This window comes from Streptomyces canus (genome assembly GCF_030815415.1).
Taxonomy (GTDB): domain Bacteria; phylum Actinomycetota; class Actinomycetes; order Streptomycetales; family Streptomycetaceae; genus Streptomyces; species Streptomyces canus_F.
In genome coordinates, this window is the sequence record NZ_JAUSWW010000001.1 from 1727096 (window position 1) to 1750979 (window position 23884).

The 23884-nt window shown below is 72.0% G+C and carries 16 protein-coding genes and 2 pseudogenes; 10 read left to right on the forward strand and 8 right to left on the reverse strand.

Annotated features, from left to right (window positions below; translation table 11 throughout):
* Positions 1-31: 31 nt before the first annotated feature.
* Positions 32-1051 carry a lysylphosphatidylglycerol synthase transmembrane domain-containing protein gene (locus QF037_RS08125; protein WP_444972112.1) on the forward strand — a complete coding sequence of 340 codons (1020 nt, stop codon included), beginning with the start codon at positions 32-34 and terminating at the stop codon, positions 1049-1051.
* Between the two features lie 100 nt (positions 1052-1151).
* On the opposite strand, the pseudogene QF037_RS08130 reads toward QF037_RS08125, so the two are convergent.
* From QF037_RS08130 to QF037_RS08140, 3 genes and pseudogenes are all read right to left on the reverse strand, one after another.
* A pseudogene (locus tag QF037_RS08130) lies at positions 1152-2084 on the reverse strand (NAD(P)/FAD-dependent oxidoreductase); the annotation flags it as partial.
* Positions 2081-3463, reverse strand: a complete 1383-nt coding sequence (locus tag QF037_RS08135) for an FAD-dependent oxidoreductase (protein WP_307023313.1) — start codon at positions 3461-3463, stop codon at positions 2081-2083. The gene QF037_RS08135 and the pseudogene QF037_RS08130, both read right to left, overlap by 4 nt.
* Positions 3460-4899 carry an FGGY family carbohydrate kinase gene (locus tag QF037_RS08140; RefSeq protein WP_307023315.1) on the reverse strand — a complete coding sequence of 480 codons (1440 nt, stop codon included), beginning with the start codon at positions 4897-4899 and terminating at the stop codon, positions 3460-3462. The genes QF037_RS08135 and QF037_RS08140 overlap by 4 nt, the downstream gene beginning before the upstream one ends.
* A 280-nt stretch (positions 4900-5179) precedes the next feature.
* Between QF037_RS08140 and QF037_RS08145 the strand changes: the two genes are divergently transcribed.
* The 5 genes and pseudogenes from QF037_RS08145 (at position 5180) to QF037_RS08165 (ending at position 12905) form a co-directional block, all read left to right on the forward strand.
* Positions 5180-6157 carry a hypothetical protein gene (locus tag QF037_RS08145; RefSeq protein ID WP_307023316.1) on the forward strand — a complete coding sequence of 326 codons (978 nt, stop codon included), beginning with the start codon at positions 5180-5182 and terminating at the stop codon, positions 6155-6157.
* Positions 6158-6182: 25 nt separating this feature from the next.
* Entirely contained in the window at positions 6183-7700 is a 1518-nt protein-coding gene (locus QF037_RS08150) for an amino acid permease (protein ID WP_307023318.1), read from the forward strand.
* 156 nt (positions 7701-7856) lie between these two features.
* Positions 7857-8933, forward strand: coding sequence for a mechanosensitive ion channel family protein (locus QF037_RS08155; RefSeq protein ID WP_307037051.1), 1077 nt, complete (start codon positions 7857-7859; stop codon positions 8931-8933).
* Positions 8934-9273: 340 nt separating this feature from the next.
* Positions 9274-10403 (forward strand): annotated as a pseudogene (locus QF037_RS08160) (RNA-guided endonuclease InsQ/TnpB family protein).
* Positions 10404-10685: 282 nt separating this feature from the next.
* Positions 10686-12905 carry an NADP-dependent isocitrate dehydrogenase gene (locus QF037_RS08165; protein ID WP_307023320.1) on the forward strand — a complete coding sequence of 740 codons (2220 nt, stop codon included), beginning with the start codon at positions 10686-10688 and terminating at the stop codon, positions 12903-12905.
* A 60-nt stretch (positions 12906-12965) separates the two neighbouring features.
* Here QF037_RS08165 and QF037_RS08170 read toward each other — a convergent pair whose 3' ends face one another.
* Entirely contained in the window at positions 12966-13307 is a 342-nt protein-coding gene (locus QF037_RS08170; protein ID WP_307023322.1) for a DUF5713 family protein, read from the reverse strand.
* Between the two features lie 145 nt (positions 13308-13452).
* On the opposite strand from QF037_RS08170, the gene QF037_RS08175 reads away from it, so the two are divergent.
* Together QF037_RS08175 and QF037_RS08180 are read left to right on the forward strand one after the other, a co-directional pair.
* Positions 13453-14250, forward strand: a complete 798-nt coding sequence (locus tag QF037_RS08175; RefSeq protein WP_307023324.1) for an N-formylglutamate amidohydrolase — start codon at positions 13453-13455, stop codon at positions 14248-14250.
* Between the two features lie 58 nt (positions 14251-14308).
* Positions 14309-15532, forward strand: a complete 1224-nt coding sequence (locus QF037_RS08180; RefSeq protein ID WP_307023326.1) for a cytochrome P450 — start codon at positions 14309-14311, stop codon at positions 15530-15532.
* A gap of 19 nt (positions 15533-15551) precedes the next feature.
* On the opposite strand, the gene QF037_RS08185 is transcribed toward QF037_RS08180, so the two are convergent.
* Genes QF037_RS08185 through QF037_RS08195 form a run of 3 tightly spaced genes read right to left on the reverse strand, consistent with a single transcriptional unit; the run spans position 15552 to position 18084 of the window.
* Positions 15552-16025, reverse strand: a complete 474-nt coding sequence (locus QF037_RS08185) for a hypothetical protein (protein WP_307037054.1) — start codon at positions 16023-16025, stop codon at positions 15552-15554.
* 5 nt (positions 16026-16030) lie between these two features.
* Complete coding sequence (locus tag QF037_RS08190) at positions 16031-16606, reverse strand: RNA polymerase sigma factor (protein ID WP_307023328.1); 576 nt, start codon at positions 16604-16606, stop codon at positions 16031-16033.
* 59 nt (positions 16607-16665) lie between these two features.
* The gene (locus QF037_RS08195) at positions 16666-18084 is read right to left on the reverse strand and encodes a S8/S53 family peptidase (protein WP_307023330.1); all 1419 of its coding nucleotides are present in this window, start codon (positions 18082-18084) and stop codon (positions 16666-16668) included.
* A 147-nt stretch (positions 18085-18231) separates the two neighbouring features.
* Between QF037_RS08195 and QF037_RS08200 the strand changes: the two genes are divergently transcribed.
* Positions 18232-20796 carry a CHAT domain-containing protein gene (locus tag QF037_RS08200; protein ID WP_307037056.1) on the forward strand — a complete coding sequence of 855 codons (2565 nt, stop codon included), beginning with the start codon at positions 18232-18234 and terminating at the stop codon, positions 20794-20796.
* A gap of 91 nt (positions 20797-20887) precedes the next feature.
* Here QF037_RS08200 and QF037_RS08205 read toward each other — a convergent pair whose 3' ends face one another.
* Positions 20888-22681, reverse strand: coding sequence for a LuxR family transcriptional regulator AbsR2 (locus QF037_RS08205; RefSeq protein WP_307023332.1), 1794 nt, complete (start codon positions 22679-22681; stop codon positions 20888-20890).
* A 94-nt stretch (positions 22682-22775) separates the two neighbouring features.
* Between QF037_RS08205 and absR1 the strand changes: the two genes are divergently transcribed.
* Positions 22776-23861, forward strand: a complete 1086-nt coding sequence (absR1, locus tag QF037_RS08210; protein ID WP_307023334.1) for a beta-glucuronidase AbsR1 — start codon at positions 22776-22778, stop codon at positions 23859-23861.
* Positions 23862-23884: the final 23 nt, after the last annotated feature.

Below are 23884 nucleotides of genomic sequence, written 5' to 3' on the forward strand. Positions count from 1 at the left end.
CCCCAGCACCTCTCCCCGCTCGAAGGATCCGATGACCGTACGCAATCCCCCGGCCGCCCTTCCGCAACCCGCGGTTGGCACGGCACCGAGAACCTCTGAGGACGTGAGCCCCCGTCGCGTCCCCGCCCGCAGGATCCGTCAGATCCTGTGTCTGCTTCCGCTTCTGCTCGTCACGGTGGTCGCCGTGCAGCACCGCACGGTCCTCACCGAGGGTTTCGGCCATCTGGAGTCCGCCGAGTGGCCCTGGCTGCTGGTCGCGGTCTGCTCGACCTGTCTGACCTGGGTCGCCGCCGCCTGCACCCGCCAGGGCGCGGTCGTGCAGGCCCTGCCCAAACGGCGGCTGCTGGCAACCCAGTTCGCGGCCGGCGCGGCCAATCACCTGCTGCCCACAGGCCTGGGCGCCAGCGCGGTCAACCTCCGGTTCATGACGGTGTGCGGGCTCCCGCTCGCCCGTTCCTCGGCCGCCCTCGCCCTGTATCTGCTGGCGGAGTCGATCGGCCGGCTGGGCCTGCTGGCCGCGCTGCTGATCGCCTTCCCCGACGCGCTGAGCCTGGGAGCCCTCCTTCCCGAGGGCGCGCTCGGCGCGCTGCTGCCCGCCCTGGGCCTGGTGCTGGTCGTGGCGGCGGGCGTGCTCGTGTTCGTACGGCGGGTGCGTACGACCGTGACCTCGTTCCTGCGCACGGCGCTCTGCGAGGCGCGCGAGGTGCACACCCGGCCCGCCCGGGCGTTCGCCCTGTGGGGCGGTTCGCTCGCCTTCCCCGCGCTCCAGGCGGCCGGACTGGCCGCGGTGGGGCAGGCGTTGGGGCTGCCGGTGCCGCCGCTGCACATCGCGGTGGCATATCTCGCGGCTACGGTCGCCGTCGCGCTGGTGCCGACACCCGGCGGGATCGGCTCGGTGGAGGCGGCGCTGGTCGTGGCGCTGGTGGCGGCGGGCGGTCCGGCGGCGATCGCGACGGCCGTGGTGCTGGCGTACCGGATCATCACCGTGTGGCTTCCGCTGGTTCCGGGGGCGTTGACGCTCGGGGCGCTGGTACGCATGAAGGTCATCTGAACGAAGGTCGCCTGGCCCCGAGGAGCCGCGGTGAACTCGGCTACGGCGTGGGCGTGTTGGCGGAAGGCCTGGAGGGCGCCGCCAGGTTCGCCTCCGGGGCAGGGCGGCACGGGTCGTTCAAGAACCCCTGGACGGTGACGGCCACCCGCGCACCGGCACGGGCGGCGTCGGCCGCGCTCTGCCCCGGGTGCAGCAGACCGCCGGCGGCAAAGACTCCGGGCCGTGAGGTCTCGGGGGCCAGGGTCAGCCCTCCGCTGCGCGCCAGCTCGTTCTCGGGCACGAAGTCGCCGGTGAACACGACGGTGTCGCACGCCAGGACAGCCGTACGACCGTCTCGGTGCCGGACACGGACGCCGGACAGCCGTCCGTGGCCGAGGAGTTCGACGACCGCGGTGCCGGTGAGCAGGGGGACGCGTCGGCGAAGGCGGGCGTCCTGGGCGCGGAGCCGGGTGGTCCGTGCCCGGTCCGACTCCGTGACCATGGCGACGACGTCGGCTCCTGCGGCCCGTACCGTGTCGGCGGCCGAGTACGAGACGCCTTCCGCACCGACGATCACCGCCCGCGTCCCGATCCGCTGCCCGTACAGGTGCACGGCCTGCTGAAGTTCACCGGTGGTGCAGACACCGGCCGGCCGGGTCCCCGGCACCAGGCGGGCGGCGCGCGGTCGTTCGCGGGCGCCGGTGGCCAGGATCACGGCCCGCGCCTCGATGGTCTCGGGGCCGTCCCGGCCGACGGTGGCGAGCGCGAGGGGGCCGTGGGGCGGGCCCGCCCAGTCGAGGACACTCACTCCGGTCCGTACGACCGCCCCGGTCCGCAGCGCCGCGTCCACGAGGAGCCGTGCGTACCCGGGACCGGTCAGCGGATGCAGCCAGGTGCCGTAGCCGCCGTGCGCGCAGTGCCGTGGCACTCCCCCGGCCCGTTGCTCCCGGTCCAGCACCTCGACCCTCCCGGCGCCGCCGACGGCCAGGCGGGCCGCGGCGGCGAGACCCGCGGGACCGGCACCCACCACGAGGACGTCGACCCTGCGCGTCACCTCCGGGCCTCCTCGAACAGCTCCCGCACGGCCGCTCCGCAGTAGAACCCCTGGCAGCGTCCCGACCGGGCCCGGGTGCGGCGGCGCAGCCCGTCGAGGCCTCCCGGCGGGACCGTACTGGCCAGGGCGTCGCGGATCTCGCCGCGGGAGACGCGTTCGCAGTGGCAGACGAGGGTGCCGTACTCCGGGTCGGCGGCGATGAGTTCGGGACGCTGGTAGGGGCGGGGGAAGGCTTCGCCGAGGTTGGGCATGTGCACGGGATCCAGGTCGCGCGCGGGTCCCAGGTCGAGCCCGTGCTCGGTGAGTTGTCCGACGACATGTCCCGCGATGGCGAGCGAGGCGGTCAGGCCGGTCGAGCGGATGCCGCCCACCGTGACGTAGGACTGTTCCGGGTGGACGTGGATGCGGTAGTCGTCGTGCTCGGTGGCGGCGCGCAGTCCGGCGTAGACGGCGGTGACCTCCTCGTCGAGCAGTGCGGGCAGGACGCGGCGGCCCTTCTCGCGCAACTGGGACAGGCCTTCGGCGGAGGACTGCGTGGCCTGTCGGTCGTCGAGGTCCTCGGCGGTGGGGCCGAGGAGGACGTTGCCGTACACGGTGGGTGCCACCAGGACGCCCTTGCCGAGGGCTGTCGGGACGGGCAGGAGGATGTGGCGGACCAGGCTCCGGGCGAACTTGTCGAAGACGACGAGCTGGCCGCGGCGCGGGGTGACGGTGAAGTCGTGGTGGCCGAGCCGCCGGTCGAGGGTGTCGGCGTCGAGACCGGCCGCGTTGATCACCCAACGGGCGTGGAGGGCACCCCGCGTCGTGACCTGGACGCCTTGTTCCACCCGGCAGTTGAGGTGCAGGTCCACTCCGTGCCGGACGGCCTGCGTGGCGTAGGCCAGCGTTGTGGTCCAGGGGTCGATGATGCTCTCACCGGGGACCTCCAGCGCCCCCAGCGCACCGGGGCCCAGGTGCGGCTCGCGCTCGTACACCTCGGCCGCGCCGAGCAGCCGGGACTCCTTGTAGTCGTTGCGCTCGGCCTTCTCCGCGAGGCGGGGCAGCGCGGCGAGCTGTTCCTCGTCCCAGGCGACGAGGAGGGCGCCGACCGGCTCGACGGCGATGCCCGACTCGGCGGCGAATCGCGCCAGTCGGCGGGAGCCCTCGCGGACGAGCCGCGCCTCCAGCGAGCCGGGGACGGCGTCGAACCCGGTGTGCAGGATCGCCGTGTTGGCCTTCGAGGTGCCCTGCCCCACGTCGTCCCGCGCCTCGACGAGCGCGACGCGCAGCCGCGGGTGGCGGGCGAGTTCGCGGGCGATGGCACAGCCGACCACACCGGCGCCGACGACGGCCACGTCGTAGGTCGTGGCGGGCAGCGGTCCGGCCGTGGTGACCGTCATGCGGGTGTCCGGTCGAGCAGTGCGGCGACCTCCGTGCGGAAGCCGGCGCGGCGCTCGGCGGCCTCGTCGGGAGTGATGCGCGGCTCGTAGACGGCGGCCGGCTTCCAGTCGGGCAGCGCTTCGGCGACCGTCAGGCCGGGCTGTGCGCCCAGCCGGGCCAGGGCGCCGACGCCGAGCGCGGTGGCGTCGGGCAGGGCGGACACCTCCACGGGGCGTTGCAGCAGGTCGGCCTGGGTCTGCATGAGCAGGGCGGAGCGGGTGAGGCCCCCGTCGACGCGCAGGGTGGCGAAGGGCGCGCCGAGGTCGGTGCCGGCCGCGTCGGCGAGTTCGGCGACCTGGGCGGCGATGCCCTCGCACAGGGCGCGCACGACGTGGCCGGGACCCGTGTCGAGGCCGAGCCCGGTGAGCGAACCGCGCAGGTCGCCGCGCCACCAGGGGGCGGCGAGCCCGGCCAGTGCGGGGACGAAGGTGACGCCGGCGCTGTCGGGCACCGTGGCTCCGACGGTGTCGAGGTCGGCGGCGCCCTTGATGACGCCGAGGTCGGTGAGCCAGCGCACGGCGGACGCGGCCGTGTACACCTGGCCGTCGAGGCAGTAGCTCGCTTCTCCGCCGAGCCGCCAGGCGACACAGCTGACCAGCCCGGAGGTGCCGCGTCTCGGGGTGTCGCCGGTGTGGGCGAGGAGGAAGGCCCCGGTTCCGTAGGTGCACTTGGCGGTGCCGGGTGCGGTGACGCGCTGGGCGAGCAGGGCGGCCTGCTGGTCGACAGCGAGGCCGGTGAGCGGGATTTCGGGTCCGAACTCCTTGGTCACACCGATTGGTTGGGCGTTGTCGACGACCCTGGGGAGCCGTTCGTCGGCGAGTCCGTACAGGTCGAGGGCGCGCGGTGACCAGCGGACGCGGTCGAGGTCGAGGAGCTGGGTGCGGCCGGCGGTCGCGGCGTCGGTGACGTAGGCGCCGGTGAGACGGTGGACGAGCCAGGCGTCGGTGGTGGTGACGACGCCCTCGCGGGTGCGGTGGCAGCGTATCCAGGCCATCTTGGGCGCGGCGAAGTACGGGTCGAGGGGCAGGCCGGTCAGTTCGCGCAACTCGTCGGCGTACGGGGTGAGTTCCTCGCACACCGACTCGGCGCGGCGGTCCTGCCAGACGAGCGCCTCGGTGAGCGGGCGGCCGGTGCCGGGATCCCAGGCGAGCACGGTCTCGCCCTGGTTGGCGAGGCCCAGCGCGACGACGGGTTCGCGCGCCTCGGCCAGCGCGCGGTGGCCGGCGTCGACGACCGAGGCGTACAAGTCCTCCGGGTCGACCTCGACCAGGCCGCCGGGCAGATGGCGCGGCCGCACCTCGGCGAAGCCGGCGCCGATGACACCGCGTTCGGGGCAGACGACGAGGGCCTTGGTGCCGGATGTGCCCTGGTCGACAGCGAGCACCGGACCTGTCATCGAGCCCTCCCGGGGGCATGTCGTCGGATCATCCCTCGGCGATCACCGTGCGACAGCCTGCCGTCGTCGGACACATCGCGTCAAGCGGAGCTGACTGTGAGTCAACCCTTCGGTGTCGCAAAGGAGTTCGAAAAGATCGGGAAACGGGGGGAGATGCGGAACCGCCGCCTCTATAGTGACCGCCGCGACCGACGTGAGCTCCCCAACTGCCGCCCAGAGGAGGGCTGTTGTTACTCCACCCTGCCGCCAGAACCCGCCCGCTGCCCGGGGCGGGAGGCTGATGGCCAGAGAAGGAGCCCGCCCCGCCTACGATCCCGCAGGCCACGACACCGCACTGCGCGCCACCCTCCAGGAGTTACGCACGGGGCGCTGGATGTCGATGCGCCGGCTCCTCACGGAGACCACGGCCTGGTGGCAGTGGACCCGGCGCACCCAGGTCCTCGCCACCGCGGCCGCCGGCACCGACGTGGTGCGCACCTGGCTCGAGGAGGAACCGCACAGCGTCCCGGCCACGGTGATGCATGCCAGGGTCTGCGTGGAACGGGCGTTGCGGGCACACCGCGAGGGCCACCCCCACACCCTCGACCTGTGGCACGAGGCCTGGCGGGCGAGCCACACCGCGACCCGGGCCGCCCCGCCGGACCCCGTCCCCTGGGTGTGTCTGATGGCGCTGGCCCGGCTCGACCGGGAGCGGCAGTGGGCCGAGCACCGGGTGGCACCGCCCGGGCCGATGCTGCCGCCAGGCCCGTGGGGACTGCTCGCCGAGGCCGACAAGCGCGACCCGTACAACCGCGAGGCCCACCACCGGATGCTCCAGTTCCTCTACGAGCACGGCACCTCGGGACGGCTCGCGGAGGCCGCCGGTTACGCGCACTGGGCCGCCGACACCGCTCCCCCGGGCTCCGCGCTGCACCTCCTGCCGCTCTACGTCCGGGTCGAGCGCTACCGCCGCTCCGGCGGCCGCGACGCAGCGCTCGACCTGCACTGGGTCGCCGAGGACGCCACCCGCGAGGCCCAGCGCGCACTGTACGCCTGGTTCGAGCAGACCTTCACCGCCGAGCGCTCCCTGCTGGACCTGAACCATGTCGCCCACGCCCTGTGGGGAGCCCTCCAATTCACCGACGCCACACGGCTGTTCGAAGCGCTCGGCCCGTACTGGACGCCCCAACCCTGGGCGTACCGCACCCCCGATCAGGGCGACACCGCCCAGGCCGTGGAGATCTTCCTCCAGGCCCGGGCGCGCTGCCGCCCCGCGTGATCCCCCACCAGTCCCGGAGGTACGCATGTCCCGCACCACCGACGGCCGCCCACCGCACGACGAGGAGCAGCGCCTGCGCGAACTCGGCTACCGGCCGGTCCTCGCCCGGCGCATGGGCGGCTTCGGCAACTTCGCGATCAGCTTCTCGGTGATCTCGATCCTGTCCGGCTGCATGACCCTGTACGGCTTCGGGCTCGGCGCGGGCGGCCCCGCGGTGATGCTGTGGGGCTGGGCCGGCGTCGGCCTGTTCGTCCTGTGCGTGGGCCTCGCGCTCGCCGAGGTCACCAGCGCGTACCCGACATCCGGCGCGCTCTACTACATGGCGGACCGGCTCGGCGGCCGCCGCTGGGGCTGGTACACAGGTTGGCTGAATCTGCTCGGTCTGCTGGGTGCGATCGCCGGCATCGACTACGGCGCGGCCCTGTTCGCGGGCGCGTTCGCCAATCTCCAGTGGGGCTTCGAGCCGACGCCGGAGAAGACGATGCTCATCTTCGTCGTGATCCTGCTGCTGCACGCCGTACTGAACCTCTTCGGCGTGCGCCTGGTCAGCGTCCTCAACTCCATCAGCGTGTGGTGGCACCTGGCGGGCGTCGCGCTCATCGTCGGCGCGCTGGCGGTCGTCCCGGACCACCACCAGTCGCCGTCCTTCGTCTTCACCGAGTTCGTCAACGACACCGGCTGGTCGAGCCCCTTGTACGTGGCGGCGATCGGCCTGCTCCTGGCCCAGTACACGTTCTCCGGCTACGACGCCTCCGCCCATCTGTCCGAGGAGACCTCCAACGCCTCCGTGTCGGCCGCGAAGGGCATCGTCCGCTCCATCTGGGTCTCCTGGATAGCGGGCTTCGTCCTGCTCGCCGGTCTCACCTTCGCCATCCAGGACTACGACGCCACCCGGGCCACCGACACCGGGGTGCCGCCGGCGCAGATCCTGCTGGACGGCCTCGGCACGGACGGCGCCAGCGCGCTCCTCGTCGTGGTGATCGTCGCCCAGCTGTTCTGCGGCAACGCCGAAGTCGCCGCCGCCAGCCGGATGGTGTTCGCGTTCAGCCGGGACGGCGCACTGCCGGGCTCGGCCCTGTGGCGCAAGGTCAGCGCCCGCACCCAGACCCCGGTCGCGGCCGTGTGGCTGTCGGTCTCGGTGGCCGGCCTCCTCGCCCTGCCGTCCCTGTACTCGGCGACGGCGTACGGCGCGGTCACCGCCATCAACGTCATCGGCATCACCCCCGCGTACGCCATCCCCGTACTGCTGCGGCTGCGCGCGGGCGACCGGTTCCAGCCGGGCCCCTGGAGCCTGGGGCGGTGGAGCAGACCGATCGGGTGGGTCGCGGTGGTGTGGGTGGCGTTCGTCACGGTGCTCTTCTGTCTGCCGCAGTCCTCGCCGGTGACGGTCGACACGATGAACTACGCGTCCGTGGCCCTCGCCGTCGTACTCGTTCTCGCCACCGTGTGGTGGTACGCCGCCCGCCGTTCGTACGGGACGCCCACCACGGCGGCGTACGGCTCCGACCGTGACCAGGCGGAACTGGCCGAGGGAATCGTCTGAGCGGGGGCGTCCGCCCCCAGGCCGTCTACGAACTCCTGTGCCGGATACGGCAGGATGAGCGGTCGCGCCCGTCGTGGCGCCGCACGGTCCGCGCGGCCGCTCATCCAGCACTTCCGAACAGGTGGCAATGTGACAGCATTTCAACGGGATCTCACCATGGACGACCTGGTCGTCCCCGGAATCGCCGTGGTCGCGGGCCTGGTTGCCGCGTTCCTGCTGCGGATCCTGCTCAAGTGGCTGGGCAAGCACGCCGACCGCACGAAGTGGAGCGGTGACGACGTCATCGTGGCCGCACTGCGCACGGTGGTGCCCGCGGCGGCGATCGCGGGCGGCATCGCCATCGCCGCGGCGGCGCTGCCGCTGACGAAGGCGACCCAGCGCACCACCAACCAGGTTCTGACCGTTCTGCTGATCTTCGTGGTCACGGTGGCGGCGGCCAGGCTGGTGGCCAGCCTGATGCGGTCGGTCACCCAGTCCCGTCCCGGCGTCGCCGGCTCGGCCACGATCTTCGTCAACATCACGCGCGTGCTGGTGCTGGCGATCGGCTTCCTGGTGGTGCTGCAGACCCTGGGCGTCTCCATAGCGCCGATGCTCACCGCCCTCGGCGTCGGCGGCTTGGCGGTCGCGCTCGCCCTCCAGGACACCCTCGCCAACCTCTTCGCGGGCATCCACATCCTCGCCTCCAAGACCGTCCAGCCCGGTGACTACATCCGGCTGAGCAGCGGCGAGGAGGGCTATGTCGAGGACATCAACTGGCGTCAGACGACGGTCCGGGCGCTCTCCAACAACCTCGTCGTCATCCCCAACGGGGAGCTCGCGAAGTCGAACATGACCAACTTCATGCGCCCCGAGCAGCAGTTGACGATCCTGGTCCAGGTCGGGGTCGCCTACGACAGCGACCTGGAGCACGTCGAGCGGGTGACCATCGAGGTCGTCGCCGAGGTGATGACCGAGATCACCGGCGCGGTCCCCGACCACGAACCGCTGGTCCGCTTCCACACCTTCGGCGACTCCCGGATCGGCTTCACGGTCATCCTGGGCGTCGGCGAGTTCAGCGACCAGTTCCGCATCAAGCACGAGTTCATCAAGCGCCTGCACAAGCGCTACCGCGCGGAGGGCATCCGCATCCCCGCGCCGACGCGCACGGTGGCCCTTCAGCAGGGTGCCGTGGTCATCCCGCAGCAGCGAGGTGCCGGGGAAGCGGGCGAAGTGACCGCCGCCCGCTTCGACTGAGCCCTTACAAAGTCGCCGAGTTGTCGTGGTATCCGCTCGGCCGACTCTCGGGCCGGCGCGGTGACTAGTTCACCGGCGTCACTGTCCAGTCCGGGGGGCCGGGCATCCGCTGGGGAGGACATCTCGACCTTCAGGCCGGGGAGGTATCCGGCTTCCCGGCCGGCCGAGCAGGAGAAGGCGAATCGCCGCTTGAAGATTCGGCACTCCCCACGGGAGCACCAAGAGCGACCTCCAACAGATGCAGGATCTCGGAGTTGACGGACCGCCGATCAATTGCGGCCTGAGCTGTCAGCCGGGCGTGCAGGACGCCGGGCACGCCCGGTACACCTACCGACTTCGCATGTCGTCCACGGCCCGTGCTGCTCTGATGGCGGAGTGGGACAGGTGCCGCTGGATCTGGAACGAGTGCGTGGCTCGCTCGAAGAAGGCACACACCGAAGGCGAGAAGGTCGGGCCCGCTGGACTGGACAAGATGTTGACCAAGGCCCGCGCGGTCACGCCTTGGTTGGCCGAGGGCTCCAGCGTTCCGCAACAGCAACTCATCCGCGACTTCGGCAAGTCACGCGCCAAGGCAGTCAAGGACATCAAGGAACGGCTGCCGATGCACCAGCGTGCCGGGATGCCGAGGTACAAGAAGAAGCACGAGTCGCCGCCAACCCTGAACTACACCCGCCGCGGCTTCCGTATCAAGGACGGCAAACTGCATGTGGCAGGCGGCGTCGCTCTGACCGTCGTGTGGTCGCGGCAGCTGCCCGCCGCCCCCTCGTCCGTCCGGGTCTATCAGGACACCTTGGGACACTGGTACTGCTCATTCGTGGTCCCCGTCCAGGCCGAACCACCGCCAGAGACCGGTCGCGTCATCGGTGTCGACTGGGGCGTGAGGGAGACGGCAACCACCACGAGCACCTCGCACGACCTGTCACACCCCGAACACGGCAGGAAGACCCAGGAGAAGCCGGCCCGCTACGACCGGATGATGGCCCGACGCAGGCCGAAGCAGGGGCAGGCTGCCTCAAAGGGATACCGAGAGGCCGGACGCCTGCGGGCCAAGCTGCACAAGAAGGTCGCCCGGCAGCGTCAGGACACGGGCCGCAAGTGGGCGAAGAAGACGGTGACCGACCATGACACCCTCGCGGTAGAGGACTTCAAGCCGAAGTTCCTCGCCAAGACCACCATGGCCAGAAAAGCCGCTGACGCTGCCATCGGCGCCACCGAACAGGCCCTGATCGAGATGGGACGCAAGCACGCACGCCGCGTGCACCTGGTACACCCCGCGTACACCACGATGGACTGCGCGCAATGCGGAGCGAGAGCCAAGCACGTACTGCCGCTGGGTGAGCGCACTTACACTTGCACCGCGTGCGGAGCCGTATCCCCCAGGGACAAGAAGCACATGTGATGCTCGTCCGGGCGGGTCTGACCCCGGCTGGCGCTGATCGCGTAAGACTCGATCACTCGATCACTCGTTGAGCGACCGAGCGGCGTGAGCCAGGAGTCCTCCTGCTGCAGCCGGAGGAGCAGTCAATCTGGTGCGATATCTCATGGGCCCGCTTTCGTTCGGGCGGCCGAGCGGTCGGCCCAGCCGTCGCGTGAAAATGGCGATCACTCCGCATGGCCACGGGATCAGACGCCTTGGCGGCCTCAGAGGACACACAGGTTCTCGGACAGCGTGCGCGGACCGCTGTCGAGCCTCGGACGGACAGGAGATATCTTGATGTCGAGCAATGTTGCAGACGTGGAGCGGAGCACCCGGTGACTGACTCGACCATCATCTATACGCACACTGACGAGGCCCCGGCCCTGGCGACGTATTCCTTCCTGCCGGTGGTCCAGGCGTACGCCTCGCAGGCGGGTGTCGCCGTGGAGACGCGGGACATCTCGCTGGCCGGGCGCATCATCGCGGTGTTCCCGGAGTACCTGACCGAGGACCAGCGCATCCCGGACGCCCTGCACGAGCTGGGCGAACTGGCGAAGACGCCCGAGGCGAACATCATCAAGCTGCCGAACATCTCGGCGTCCATCCCGCAGCTCAAGGCCGCGGTCGCCGAGCTGCAGGCGCAGGGCTACGCGCTGCCGGCCTACCCCGACGACCCGAAGACCGACGAGGAGCGGGACATCCAGGCCCGCTACGACAAGATCAAGGGTTCCGCGGTGAACCCGGTCCTGCGTGAGGGCAACTCCGACCGGCGCGCCCCCGCCTCGGTCAAGAACTACGCCAAGAACCACCCGCACCGCATGGGCGCCTGGTCGTCGGAGTCCAAGACGAACGTGGCGACCATGGGGCAGAACGACTTCCGCTCCACCGAGAAGTCCGTCGTGATCTCCGAGGCGGGTGCGCTGCGGATCGAGCTGGTCGCCGAGGACGGCGCCACCACGGTGCTGCGCGAGTCGGTACCGGTCCTCGAGGGTGAGGTCGTCGATGCGTCCGTGCTGCACGTGGCCGCGCTGCGGGAGTTCCTGACGGCGCAGATCGCCGAGGCCAAGGCCCAGGGCGTGCTGTTCTCCGTGCACCTGAAGGCCACGATGATGAAGGTCTCCGACCCGATCATCTTCGGTCACGTGCTCCGCGCGTTCTTCCCGAAGACCTTCGCGCAGTACGGCACCGCGCTCGCCGCGGCCGGCCTGACCCCGAACGACGGTCTGGGCGGCATCTACAAGGGCCTGGAGTCCCTGCCGGAGGGTGCCGCGATCAAGGCGTCCTTCGACGCCGAGCTCGCCGAGGGCCCGGCCCTGGCCATGGTCGACTCCGACAAGGGCATCACCAACCTGCACGTGCCGTCCGACGTCATCGTCGACGCCTCGATGCCGGCCATGATCCGCACCTCCGGCCACATGTGGGGCCCGGACGGCCAGGAGGCCGACACCCTCGCGGTCCTCCCGGACTCCTCCTACGCCGGTGTCTACCAGGTCGTCGTCGACGACTGCCGCGCCAACGGCGCCTACGACCCCTCGACCATGGGCTCGGTCCCCAACGTCGGCCTCATGGCGCAGAAGGCCGAGGAGTACGGCTCCCACGACAAGACCTTCGAGATCAAGGCGGCCGGTACGGTCCGTCTGGTCGACCAGGCCGGCAACGTCCTCATCGAGCAGCCGGTCGCCGAGGGCGACATCTTCCGTGCCTGCCAGACCAAGGACGCGCCGATCAAGGACTGGGTGAAGCTCGCCGTCACCCGCGCCCGCGCCACCGGTGACCCGGCCGTGTTCTGGCTGGACGAGACCCGCGCGCACGACGCCAACCTGATCGCCAAGGTCAACGCGTACCTGCCGGAGCACGACACCGAGGGCCTGGACATCCGGATCCTCGCCCCGGTCGAGGCGACGAAGCTGTCGGTGGAGCGCATCCGCCGCGGCGAGAACACCATCTCGGTCACCGGCAACGTGCTGCGCGACTACCTCACCGACCTCTTCCCCATCCTGGAGCTGGGCACCAGCGCCAAGATGCTGTCGGTCGTCCCGCTGATGGCGGGCGGCGGCCTCTTCGAGACGGGCGCCGGCGGTTCCGCGCCCAAGCACGTCCAGCAGCTGGTCAAGGAGAACTACCTGCGCTGGGACTCCCTCGGTGAGTTCTTCGCGCTGGTCCCCTCCCTGGAGCAGTGCGCGACGGCCACCGGCAACCCGAAGGCCAAGGTCCTCGCCGACACCCTCGACCGCGCCACGGCGACCTTCCTCAACGAGGACAAGTCCCCGACCCGTCGCGTCGGCGGCATCGACAACCGCGGCAGCCACTTCTTCCTGTCCCTGTACTGGGCGCAGGAGCTGGCGGCGCAGACCGAGGACGCGGACCTGGCGAAGGCCTTCGCGCCGCTCGCCGAGACCCTCGCCTCCAACGAGCAGAAGATCGTCGACGAGCTGGGCGCCGTCCAGGGCAAGCCGGCCGACATCGGCGGCTACTACCAGCCCGACCCGGCCAAGGCCGCGAAGATCATGCGCCCGTCCACGACGTGGAACGACGCGCTGGCGTCCCTGAGCTGACGCAAGCACTCCGTACGGCTCCGCCCCGGTCGGGTTCTCCCGGCCGGGGCGGGGTGCGTCTCACCAGTTCCGTGCGGAGATCAGCTCCTCCGCGTCCGCGTCCGCGAAGCCGTAGGCGTGGGCGATGAACCAGAACTGCTCGCCTATCTCCTCCCGCGCGACGGTCTCGATCTCGCTGCCCGCCTCGTCGAAGGCCGCCTCGAGGTCGTTGAACTCCTCGGTGGCCGCATGCGTCAGCACGTACAGCGCGGCGAGATCGGCGGGCTGTTCCGTCTCGATCCGCTCGCACAGGCGCAGCAGGATCTCTCTGCCCCGGTCCAGCACGTGGTTGGGGTAGTAGTCGTCCGCGTACAGCGCCTTGAGGAACGGATGCGCGGCCACCTGCGGATTGCTGATGTTCATGCTGTGATCGTGCACCACGCCACTGACAATGCCCCCGGAGCCGCCGCATGACCTCTACCGAACCGTCCTTCGAGCTGGTGCCCGGAGCCGGGGAGTCGCCCGTGATCCTGCACCACGCCACTGACAATGCCCCGGGAGCCGCCGCATGACCTCTGCCGAACCGTCCTTCGAGCTGGTGCCCGGAGCCGGGGAGTCGCCCGTGATCCTGCATGTGCCGCATTCGGCGCGGGAGACACCGGTCGAGGTGCGGGCGGGGATCGTGCCGAAGGGCGCCGCGCTGGAGCGGGAGCTGGACCACATCGTCGACGCGCACACCGCGGAGCTCGCCGCACAGGCGGCCGGGGCGTCGCGCGTCGCTCCGTGGCGGTTCGTGAACCGGCTCTCCCGGCTGGTCGTCGATCCCGAGCGCTTCCCGGACGAGCGGGAGGAGATGCTCGCGGTCGGGATGGGCGCCGTGTACACCCGGACGACCCGGCGCGCGCCCCTGCGGCCCGAGGGCTTCGATCCCGAGCCGTTGATCGCGCGGTACTTCCGGCCGTACGCGCGGGCCATGACCGATGCCGTGGCCGGGCGGCTCGCCGCCACGGGGCGGGCCGTGATCGTCGACGTGCACTCCTACCCCACCGCACCGCTCCCCTACGAACTGCACGGCGACGGCCCGAGGCCGCCGGTGTGTCTGGGGACCGACGCCTTCCACACCCCTCCCGAGCTGGTCGAAGCCGCTCAGGAGGCGTTCGCGGGCTGTGGGGGGATCGGGCTGGACAGTCCGTTCAGCGGGACGTACGTGCCGTTGGAGTTCTACGGCCGTGATCCCCGCGTGTCCGCGCTGATGGTGGAGATCCGGCGGGACACCTACATGAGCGAACCCGGCGGGCCCGCCGGCCCCGGGCTGCGGATTCTGGCGTCGGCCCTCGCCGCGCTCGTCGACGCCGTCACCCGCTGACCTCCGGCTGGAGCACTCCCGCGCGACAGGCACCACAGGGCCGGTGAGGCTGGGGGGCATGAGCGAGGAGACCAGCACGCTGACCGGCCAGGATCTGCCCGACGTACGGGACTGGCCCACCCTCGACCTCGACGGCACCGAGTTCGATCCGATCCTTGCCGACCTCATGCGGGAAGGGCCGCTGACCCGCATCCGGCTGCCGTTCGGCGAGGGCTGGGCGTGGCTGGCCACCCGCTACCAGGACGTCAGGGCCATCACCAACGATCCGCGCTTCAGCCGGACCGCGGGGATGACCCGTCAGGTCACCCGGATCGCCCCGCACTTCAGTCCGCAGCCGGGCTCCCCGGCGTGGGCCGACCAGCCCGATCACAACCGGCTGCGCAAGACGGTGGCCGGCGCGTTCACGGTGAGCGCGATGAAGCGGCTGCGGCCTCGCGCGCAGGAGATCCTGGACCCGCTGGTGGAGGGTGTTCTGCGGGAGGGGCCGCCCGCCGATCTCGTCGAGCGGGTGCTGGAGCCCTTCCCGGTCGCCGTGATCTGCGAGGTCATGGGGGTGCCCGCCGCCGACCGGGAGCGGATGCACGCCTGGGCGGCGCAGATCGTCTCCACCAAGGGCGGGGCCGAGGCTTCCGCGGAGGCCAAGAAGGGCATGTTCGGCTGGATCTTGGACACCGTCCGGGCGCGCGCCCACAGCGAGAGTGACGACGTGTACTCGCTGATCGGCTCGGCCGTGCGGCGGGGCGAGATCAGCGAGGCGGAAGCGGTCGGGCTGGCCGCGCCGTTGCAGATCGGCGGTGAGGCCGTCACCCACAACTGCGGCCAGATGCTGTATCTGCTGCTCACGCGCCCCGAGTTGATGGCGAGGATGCGGGAACGACCCGCGGAGCGCGGCCCCGTCCTCGACGAACTGCTCCGCTACATCCCGCACCGCTCCTCGGTCGGCCTGGCCCGGATCGCCCTGGAGGACGTCGACCTGCACGGGGTGCGGATCGGGGCGGGCGAGGCGGTCTACGTCTCCTATCTCGCCGCCAACCGCGACCCCGACGTCTTCCCGTCCCCCGACCGGATCGACGCCGACCGCGACCCCAACCCGCACCTGTCCTTCGGCAACGGCGTCCACTACTGCACCGGCGCCGTCCTCGCCCGGCTGCAGATCGAGCTGCTGGTCGAGACCCTGCTCGACCGGCTGCCCGGTCTGCGTCTCGCGGTCCCGGCCGACCAGGTCCCCTGGCGCCGCAGAACGATGATCCGCGGACCCCGGTCGCTCCCCGTGACCTGGTAGGCCGACTCTCGCAGCGGGCTCAGACCCGCAGCCACTCCGTGACCACGACGTCCCCGCCCGCCCGCAGCCGCAGCGCGAAGGGGCCGACGGGCGGCGCGTCGCCGGTGAAGCGGCCCATGTCGTCGGTGACCAGGGGCGCGGCCGCCTGAGGGCCGGTGAGCACCTCGATCAGGGCCTGCTGGGGCGGCAGCACCTGCCCCAGCAGCTCCTGTCCGGTCACCTCGACGTCGACGGTGACCTCGCCTGCGCGGAAGGTCAGCATCCGCGGTGCGTCGACGGCTCCCCGCACGGGGATGGCGTCGACCACCGAGTCGAAGGTCAGCTCGGCGATGCGGGCGTCCAGGTCGTGCAGCGCGTAGGCCGCGACGGCCATCTCGCGCAGCTGGGCCGGTACCGGATCGAGGATCGAGGCTGCCTGACGGAGTTCCTCCTCCAGCAGGTCGACGTCGAACTCCTCGCCGTCGTGGGCCTCTTCGTCGAAGTCGTCGTTCACGGTGTTCACACCGCCCCCCTTGCTTCCATGCGTGCCCGCAGCCGGCGCAGACAGCGCTGGCGCAGGGGTCCGATGCTGCCCACGGCGATACCCAGGGCCGAGGAGACCTCCTGGTAGCTGGGCGGCGGTGAGGCCATCAGGATGCGCAGCAACTGCCGGCAGCGGTCGCCGAGTTCCTCGAACTCCTGCCACAGATGACGGATCCGCTCGCTTTGCACGGCCGCCTCCTCGGAGTCGAGCAGCGACTGCTCGGGGGTGCGGTCCTCGCTGACCCGGTCGAGCAGGTGCGGATCGTCCGTGGGCGTCAGCCGCCTTAAGCTCTTGAGCACCTTCAGGCATTCGTGCCGCGCGGTGCTCGCCAGCCACGAGCCGGCCTTCTGCGGTTCACGGATCCGGCCGAGATGCTGGGCGAAGCGGAACCACACCGTCTGGTACACCTCGTGCGCGTCGGCGTCGGACAGCCGGTGCGCGCGCACGACGGACCACACCAGCGGGCTCAGCCCTTCCACGAGCGCTTTCCAGGCCGCAGCGTCACCGTCGACGGCGGACTGGACCAGCGCGCCGACATCTGCTCGGTCCACGGCCCCACCCCTCGTGTACGGCATGTCATCGTACGCCGTGACGGGGGCGAGTTCGGCCCTCACAGTCGGACAGCCGTGCTCGGGCGCCAGGTCGGCGGAATGAGCGCGGTGACGTGCGCCCCTCGCACCTCCGCGAACTCGGTGTTGGCGGCGATCAGTTGCTGCCGGGCGGCCCGCGGGTCGCCCTCCTTGTTGGCGGTCATGTAGGCGGCCACCATGCCGGCGGCGGCAGGGGTGGCGAAGGAGGTGCCGCTCCAGTGCGCGAAGCCGTCGAACATCACCTGGTCCGGCTTGGCGGGGGTGCCGTCGTCGCTCAGCACGCCCGCGTGGCGCGGGTGCTGGCAGGTGCACAGGTAGCTGAAGTGGAAGCGGCAGGCCTCGTACGTGGAGTGCTGGTACACGTACGGGATGGGTGCGTCGAAGCCGGTGAGGGTGCTGGTGAGGCGCTCGCCGGGGGCGTAGGCGTTGACCCAGGAGCCGTGGTTGCTGAAGCAGGCGCCGTGGTCGCCGTCGGTGCGCAGCGCGCCGATCGACAGGACCGAGCCCGCGTAGTCGGGCAGCGAGGCGTAGGCGGCGGGCCAGAACGGCGTGGCGCTGGCGTTGTTGCCGGCCGCGGCGACCAACAGGGTGCGCTGCTGGCGGAGTTCCCGCATGAAGGCGTCCACGCCGAGCAGTCCGTCGGTGCGGCCGTTGGAGGTGCCCGCGGACAGGCTGATGATGTCGGGCCAGCCGCCCTCGTCGACGGCGGCGAACAGCGCCTCGCCGAAGTCGGATTCGAGGATGGCACCGGCGTCGTTGAGGGTGTTGCGCACGGTGATGTCCGTGTTGGGCGCGATGGCCGCGAGTATCCCGGCGATGAAGGTGCCGTGACCGACGTACTGGAGCAGGTTGCCCTGCGGGTCGGTCTCGTTGCCGTGCAGGTCGCCCTGGACGTGGGCCAGGAGCGGGACCAGCTGGTGGTCGTGGGTGAGGCCGTTGTCGATGACGAGGACGCCGACGGCGGTGTCCGCGTCATGACCCGCCTCGGCGGGGGCCGGGTTGGTGCCCTGGTTGAGCGGGGCGGGCACAGGCTCGTCGCCGGGACAGGAGTTCACCGCGATCGACACCACGTGGTTGCGGCTGACGAGACGGCGTCCGGCGCGTCCCTCCGGCTCGCGCATGGCGCGCAGGGCGCCCGCGACGGCCCGGTCGGCGCGCCGGTCGCCGTGGCCGGGGTCGCCGACCTGGATACGGGTGATGCCGGAGCGGTTGGTCTGCGGGCCGGCCCGGCGCACCTGGTCGCCGCTCAGACCGGTCGCGGCGGTGAAGTGGCTGCGCACGGTGTCCTCGACGAGTGCCGCCTCCTCACCGTCCCGGGCGAGGACCACACCCTTCTCGTAGATGAACTCGGCCGAATCGTCGGGCCCCAGTGCCAGGGCGACGTCGGGCATGGAACGCTGGATCTGGTCGAACTGCTCGTTGAATCGCTGTGGTGCCATGGCGTGTCCTCCCGCTGGGCGGTGGTCGTCAGTCAGAGTCGCGGGGCCGTTGATTGATACAGCGCCAAACCTGTGTGGCGCCCTACCCGGAGCACTACCATCCGTTGAGTGACGGCGAGAAGCGACTCGGTTCTCGAACTGCTGCCCATGGTGTTCGCCGCCCCCAACCAGGCCCTGGCGAGGGCGGAAGAGGTACTCGGCTCCGATCCCCTACCGCTGCACGCCTCCGTCGCCCACCAGGTCATCGGTATCTGGCAACGGGACTGGGGCGACCTGAGGATCGCGCTGGAGCATCTGCGGCGCGCCCGCGATCTCGCGGCGCGCGCCGAGTCGGCCGACCGCGAGGCGGATGTGCTGGCCGCGCTCGGGGTGGCCCTGGTGCACGCGGGGCGCACCCGGGAGGGCCTGGACGCGCTGGAGCGGGGTGTCGCGATCGGCAGCGGACACACCCGCGCGCGCGTCCTGTTCCGCCGTGCCTTCGCCTCGTGGGTCCTCGGCCGGCACCGGGAGGCGCTGGAGGACGTACGCCGGGCGATCCCCGTGCTGCGGCAGGCGGACGACGTGATCTGGACCGCGCGGGCGCTCACCCTGCGCGCGACCGTGCATCTGGCGCTGGGCGCGGCGGAGCGGGCGGACGCCGACTTCACCGCGGCCGAGGCGCTGTGGGACACCACCGGGCAGGACCACGACAAGGCCGATGTGGTGGAGAGCCGGGGTCTGGCCGCGTTCCGGTCCGGGGACGTCCCGGTCGCGTTGCGGCTGCTGGACGACGCCGAGGAGCGGTACGCCAAGCTCGGCACGCCGTCGTTCATGCTCTACATCCGGCGCTGCGAGGTCCTGATGGCCGCCGGGCTCGTCCCGGAGGCGCTGGCCGAGGCGGACGCGGCGATCGGGGTGCTCGACCGGATCGGCGGGCAGTCCACCCGCAAGGCGGAGCTGCTGCTGGCCGCCGCGCGTGCCGCGCGTCTCGCGGGCGATCCCCATACGGCGATCGCGCGGGCCGCGCTCGCCGTGCGGCTGTTCGCCGCGCAGCGCCGCCCCTGGTGGGAGACGCATGCCCGGCTGGTGCTGATCGAGGCGCGGGTCATGGCGGGGCGTGGTTCGGGGCGGCTGGTCGCCGACGCGGCCGAAGTGGCCGAGAAGCTGGCCTCGTTCGGCGCACCGGCCGCGCCGGAGGCCTCGTTGCTCGCGGGCCGGATCGCGCTCGGGCTGGGCTGGACGGCCGACGCGGAACGGCATCTGGCCGTCGCGGCCCGCAGCAGACACAGCGGTCCGCCGCTGGCCCGGATGACGGGCTGGGCGGCACAGGCGCTGCGGGCCCGGGCGGCGGGGTCCGGGCGGGGCGTGCTGGAGGCCTGCCGGCGCGGCCTGGACGTGCTCGACGATCACCGGATGACGCTGGGCGCCGCGGAGCTGCGGGCCCGGGCCACCGCCCAGGGTGCCGAACTCGCCGCGCTGGCCCAGCAGGCAAGTCTCGGCTCCGGTCCGCGCCGGCTGCTGGTGTGGAGCGAGCGCTGGCGGGCCACCGCGCTGTCCACGCCACCCACCCGTCCGCCGGCCGATCCGACGCTCCTCGGCGATCTGACCGCGTTCCGCGAGATCGCGGCGCGCGCGGAGGAGGCCCGCATGGAGGGCCGTCCGGTGCCGGCGCTGGATCGCGAACAGCGCCGGCTGGAGCGGGAGATCCGCTCCCGGACCCTGCACATCCGGGGGGACGCGCCCGGCTACGGCAGCCGGTTCGACCCGGCGAGGCTGCTGGAGCGGCTGGGGGACGGGATACGTCTGGTCGAACTCGCCGTGCTGGACGGGCGTGTCCAGGTGCTGCTGTGCGGGCAGGGGCGGGTGCGGCGGTTCGAGGCGGGGCTGCTGGCGGACGCGGTGACCGAGGCCGAGCATGTGCAGGCGGGGCTGCGGCGGCTGGCCCACCCCGGGGCGGAGGCACGGCTTCCGCTGGTGGTGGAGGCGGGGCGCCGTCTGGAGGAGCTGCTGCTCGGTCCGGCGGCGGCGCAGCTCGGGTCCGGCCCGGTCGTCGTCGTCCCCCCGGGCCGACTGCACCGGGTGCCGTGGGCGCTGCTGCCGTCGCTGCGGGAGCGGGTGCTCAGCGTGTCACCATCGGCGAGCGGCTGGCTGCGGGCCCGGGAGACCGAGCCGCCGCCCGGTGGGCGCCAGGTGCTGGTGCGGGGGCCGGGGCTGGCGACCGAGGGCGCCGAGGTGCCCGAACTGGCGGACCGGTACGGCGGGTCGACGGTGCTGGAGGACGACGACGCGCGGGTGCCTCGGGTGCTGGAGGAGCTCGACGGGGCCGCTCTCGCGCACATCGCCGCGCATGGCACCTTCCGGGCCGACAGCCCGCTCTTCTCGTCGCTGCGGATGGCGGACGGCCCGCTCATCGTGCACGACTTCGAGCGCCTTGACCGCAGCCCGTACCGGATCATCCTGTCCTGCTGCGACACCGCCCGCTTCGCGTCGGTCGGCGCCGACGAGCTGCTCGGCCTGGTCACCGCGCTGCTGCCGCTGGGCACCGCGGGCGTGGTGGCGTGCACGGCGCCCGTCAACGACGCGGCGGTGGTGCCGCTGATGCTCGCGCTGCACAAGGGGCTCGACGCGGGGCTGTCCCTGGCGGAGGCGCTGCGCGACGCGCGGGCCGCGCTGCCCGGGGACGCCACGCATCAGGCCACGGGGTGGGCGTTCTCGGCGTTCGGTGCGGCCTGAAGTCCTGGACAGGGCCGAGGGCGTGGCGACGATGTGGCGGCCTGACCCCTCCCCCGATCACGGGGGTCAGACCGCCGGTTCGTGGGCCGGCTCAGGCCGGCTGTGCGTCGGGCAGTTCCACGAGCCACGGCAGGGCGCCGCGGCCGCCCGCGCCGAGCCGGGCGTAGGCGCTGTAGAGGTGGTTGCCGACGGTGCGGATGGACAGGGTCAGCTTCTCGGCGATCTGCCGGTTGCTGAGGCCGGCGGCCGCGAGGGTGACGATCTGCCGCTGGCGGGCGGTGAGTTCACCGAGGACGAGACCGGACAGGGCCGGGGTGCGGGCCCCCTGGCAGCGGCGGGCCAGGTCGACCGCACGGGTGCGTGAGGTGCGGGCGGCCCGGGGGTCGCTGTGGATGTGCACGGCCTGGGCAGAGGCCTCGGCGGCGAAGAGGAGGAACCCCCGATCCTCCAGCCGCTCGGCCGCCCGGTCCAGGGCGGGCCCGTCACCCCGGGCGAGCGCGTCGGCGTGCAGCGCGAAGACCTCCGCGCCGGGCGAGTCCCCGGGGGCTCCCAGGCGTACGGCGTCGTAGGCGTCGGTGACCGTCTCCAGCGCCCCGTCGAGGTCGCCGCGTGCGGCCGCCAGCCAGGGCGCCGTGCGGGGGTCGGTGCGCAGCCGGGGGTCCGCACCGGGGTCGGTCATCTCGCCGGACTGCAGGACGGCCAGGGCGAGTTCGGCACCGCAGGCCGGATCGCCCGCCGTGTCCCGCAGCCCCTCCCTCGCCCAGGCCGCCGCCTCCCGCAGCTCTCCCCGCAGCCGCGCGAACCCCGCGCGCACGGCCGCGTACCAGGACGGCACCGGCTCGCCCTCCGCGACGAGCCACTCCCCCACGGGTGTGTTCAAGGTCCGTACGTCGGCCCGCTCCATCGCCCGTGTCAGCTCGGCCGCCTCGTCCTCCAGGGCCGCTTTGCACTGCTCCGGAGTACGGGCGAGCCGCCGCGCCCGCAGCCGGCCGGCCGCCGCCCGCAGGACGGGGCCGTGCAGGGGGTGGGCCAGGCGTACGCCGCCGTGGTCGTCGACCCGCACCAGGCCCTCGGCCTCCAGGTTCTCCAGAACACGCAGGTCGAGTCCGTCCATGTCGAGCGTCAACGGCTCGGCGAACGCGAGGAGTTCGAGCGTCTCGCGCTCCGGCCGGTCCAGGACGCCGGCCGTCCGTTCCCGCACGGTCGCCGTCACGGGCACCGGCCCGCGCCACGCCCGGTCGTCCGAGCCCGGCAGCCGGACGAGCAGCCCACCGTCCCGCACGGCACCGACCATCTCGCGCATCAACCGCAGATCCCCCCGGCACAGGCCGTGCAGCCGGTTCACTGTGAGCGGCTCCAGGCCGCCGCCGAGGCCCGCCGCCAGCAGCTGGGCCGTCTCCTCGTGGGGCAGTGGCTCCAGAGCAAGGCGGGGCAGCAGCTCACCGGTCCACAGCCGGGACACGGCGCCCGGGACGGGGACGCCGTCCGTGGCCACCACCAGGAGCCGGGTACGGCCGTGCACCGCGAGCTGGTGGACCAGCGCGGCCGAGGCGTCGTCGAGCAAGTGGGCGTCGTCCACCAGCAACAGCCGTACCGCGGACAGCAGTTGGACGGCCCGGTGCAGGGAGACCGCCTCGGGCAGCAGAGGGGCGAACGCGGCGAAGGGGATGTGCCGGGTCTCGGGCGTCCCGGCCACCCTGGCGCAGTCGGTGCCGCGTACAGCCTCCGTGACGAGCCGGGTCTTGCCGCAGCCCACCGGACCGGTCACCACGATGCCGTGGTGCCCCGCCGCCGAGGACCGGCGGATCAGCTCCAGTTCGTCCTCCCGGCCGGTGAACGGCCAGGGCAGTTCCAGGGTCTTCGCGTCCCGTTCGAAAATCGTCACGCCTACAAGAGCCCGAGTACTCACACCTGATACACAGGGACTTGAGTAGCCCTCGACTCAGGCGCCCGGCGAGCACCGACGGCACTCTTGGCGCATGCCCTTCCGCTACTGCTCCCTCGCGCAGCAGCCGGCCCCCGCTTTCGCACCGGGGCTGGCCGCCGAGAGGCTCAGTGCGCTCATCGGCGGAAGCCGGATGTGGGTCAACCACACCGTGCTGCACTACCACTTCTTCGACGGCGAGTCCGATGCCTCGGTCATCGCCGTACCGGGCAGCGGGGCGACCCGGCGGGTGTCGTGGGTCGGCGCCAAGGAGCAGCGGGACATGGTGCGCGAGTGCTTCCAGGAGTGGCAGGACCTCGGCATCGGCGTCACCTTCGCCGAGGTCGGCGACCGCGGCGAGGCGGAACTGCGCATCGGGTTCCAGCTCGGCGACGGCTCCTGGTCGACCGTGGGCAAGGACGCGCTGCGGGTCGGAGTGCACGAGCGGACCATGAACTTCGGGTGGGACCTGACCGCGCCCGGGGAGCGCGGGACGGCCCTGCACGAGATCGGGCACGCGCTCGGCATGCACCACGAGCACCAGAGCCCGTTCGCCGGGATCCTCTGGGACGACGAGGCCGTCTACGCCGATCTGGCGGGCCCGCCGAACTTCTGGACCCGGGACCGGACGTTCTTCAACATCCTGCGCAAGCTCGACGGGCGTGAGGTGAACGGTTCCGTCTGGGACCCGCACTCGATCATGGAGTATCCCTTCTCGGCGGGGCTGATCCTGGAGCCGGAGCAGTTCCGTGCCGGTCTGAACCCGCCGGGCACGCTCTCGCCCTCCGACAAGGAGTACGTCCTGCGCTGGTACCCGTCGGCCGGCCCGTCGCGGCCGCCCGGTCTGGTGCCGTTCCGTTCGGCCCCGCTCGGGCTGGGCCCGGGCGAGCAGGCCGACTTCACCGTCGAGCCGCCGGAGACCCGCGAGTACAGCGTGGGCACCTTCGGCGACAGCGACACCGTCGTGGTGGTCTTCGAGGAGCGGGACGGGGAACCCCGCTATCTCGCCGGTCAGGACGACGGAGGAGCGCCGCACAACGCTACCGTCAAGGCCCGTCTCGTCAAGGGCCGTCGATACTTCGTCCGTGTGCGCCTGTACTCCGCGTGGGGTTCGGGGGAAACCGCGGTCATGTGCTGGTGACAGCGCGTACAGACCGCACACGG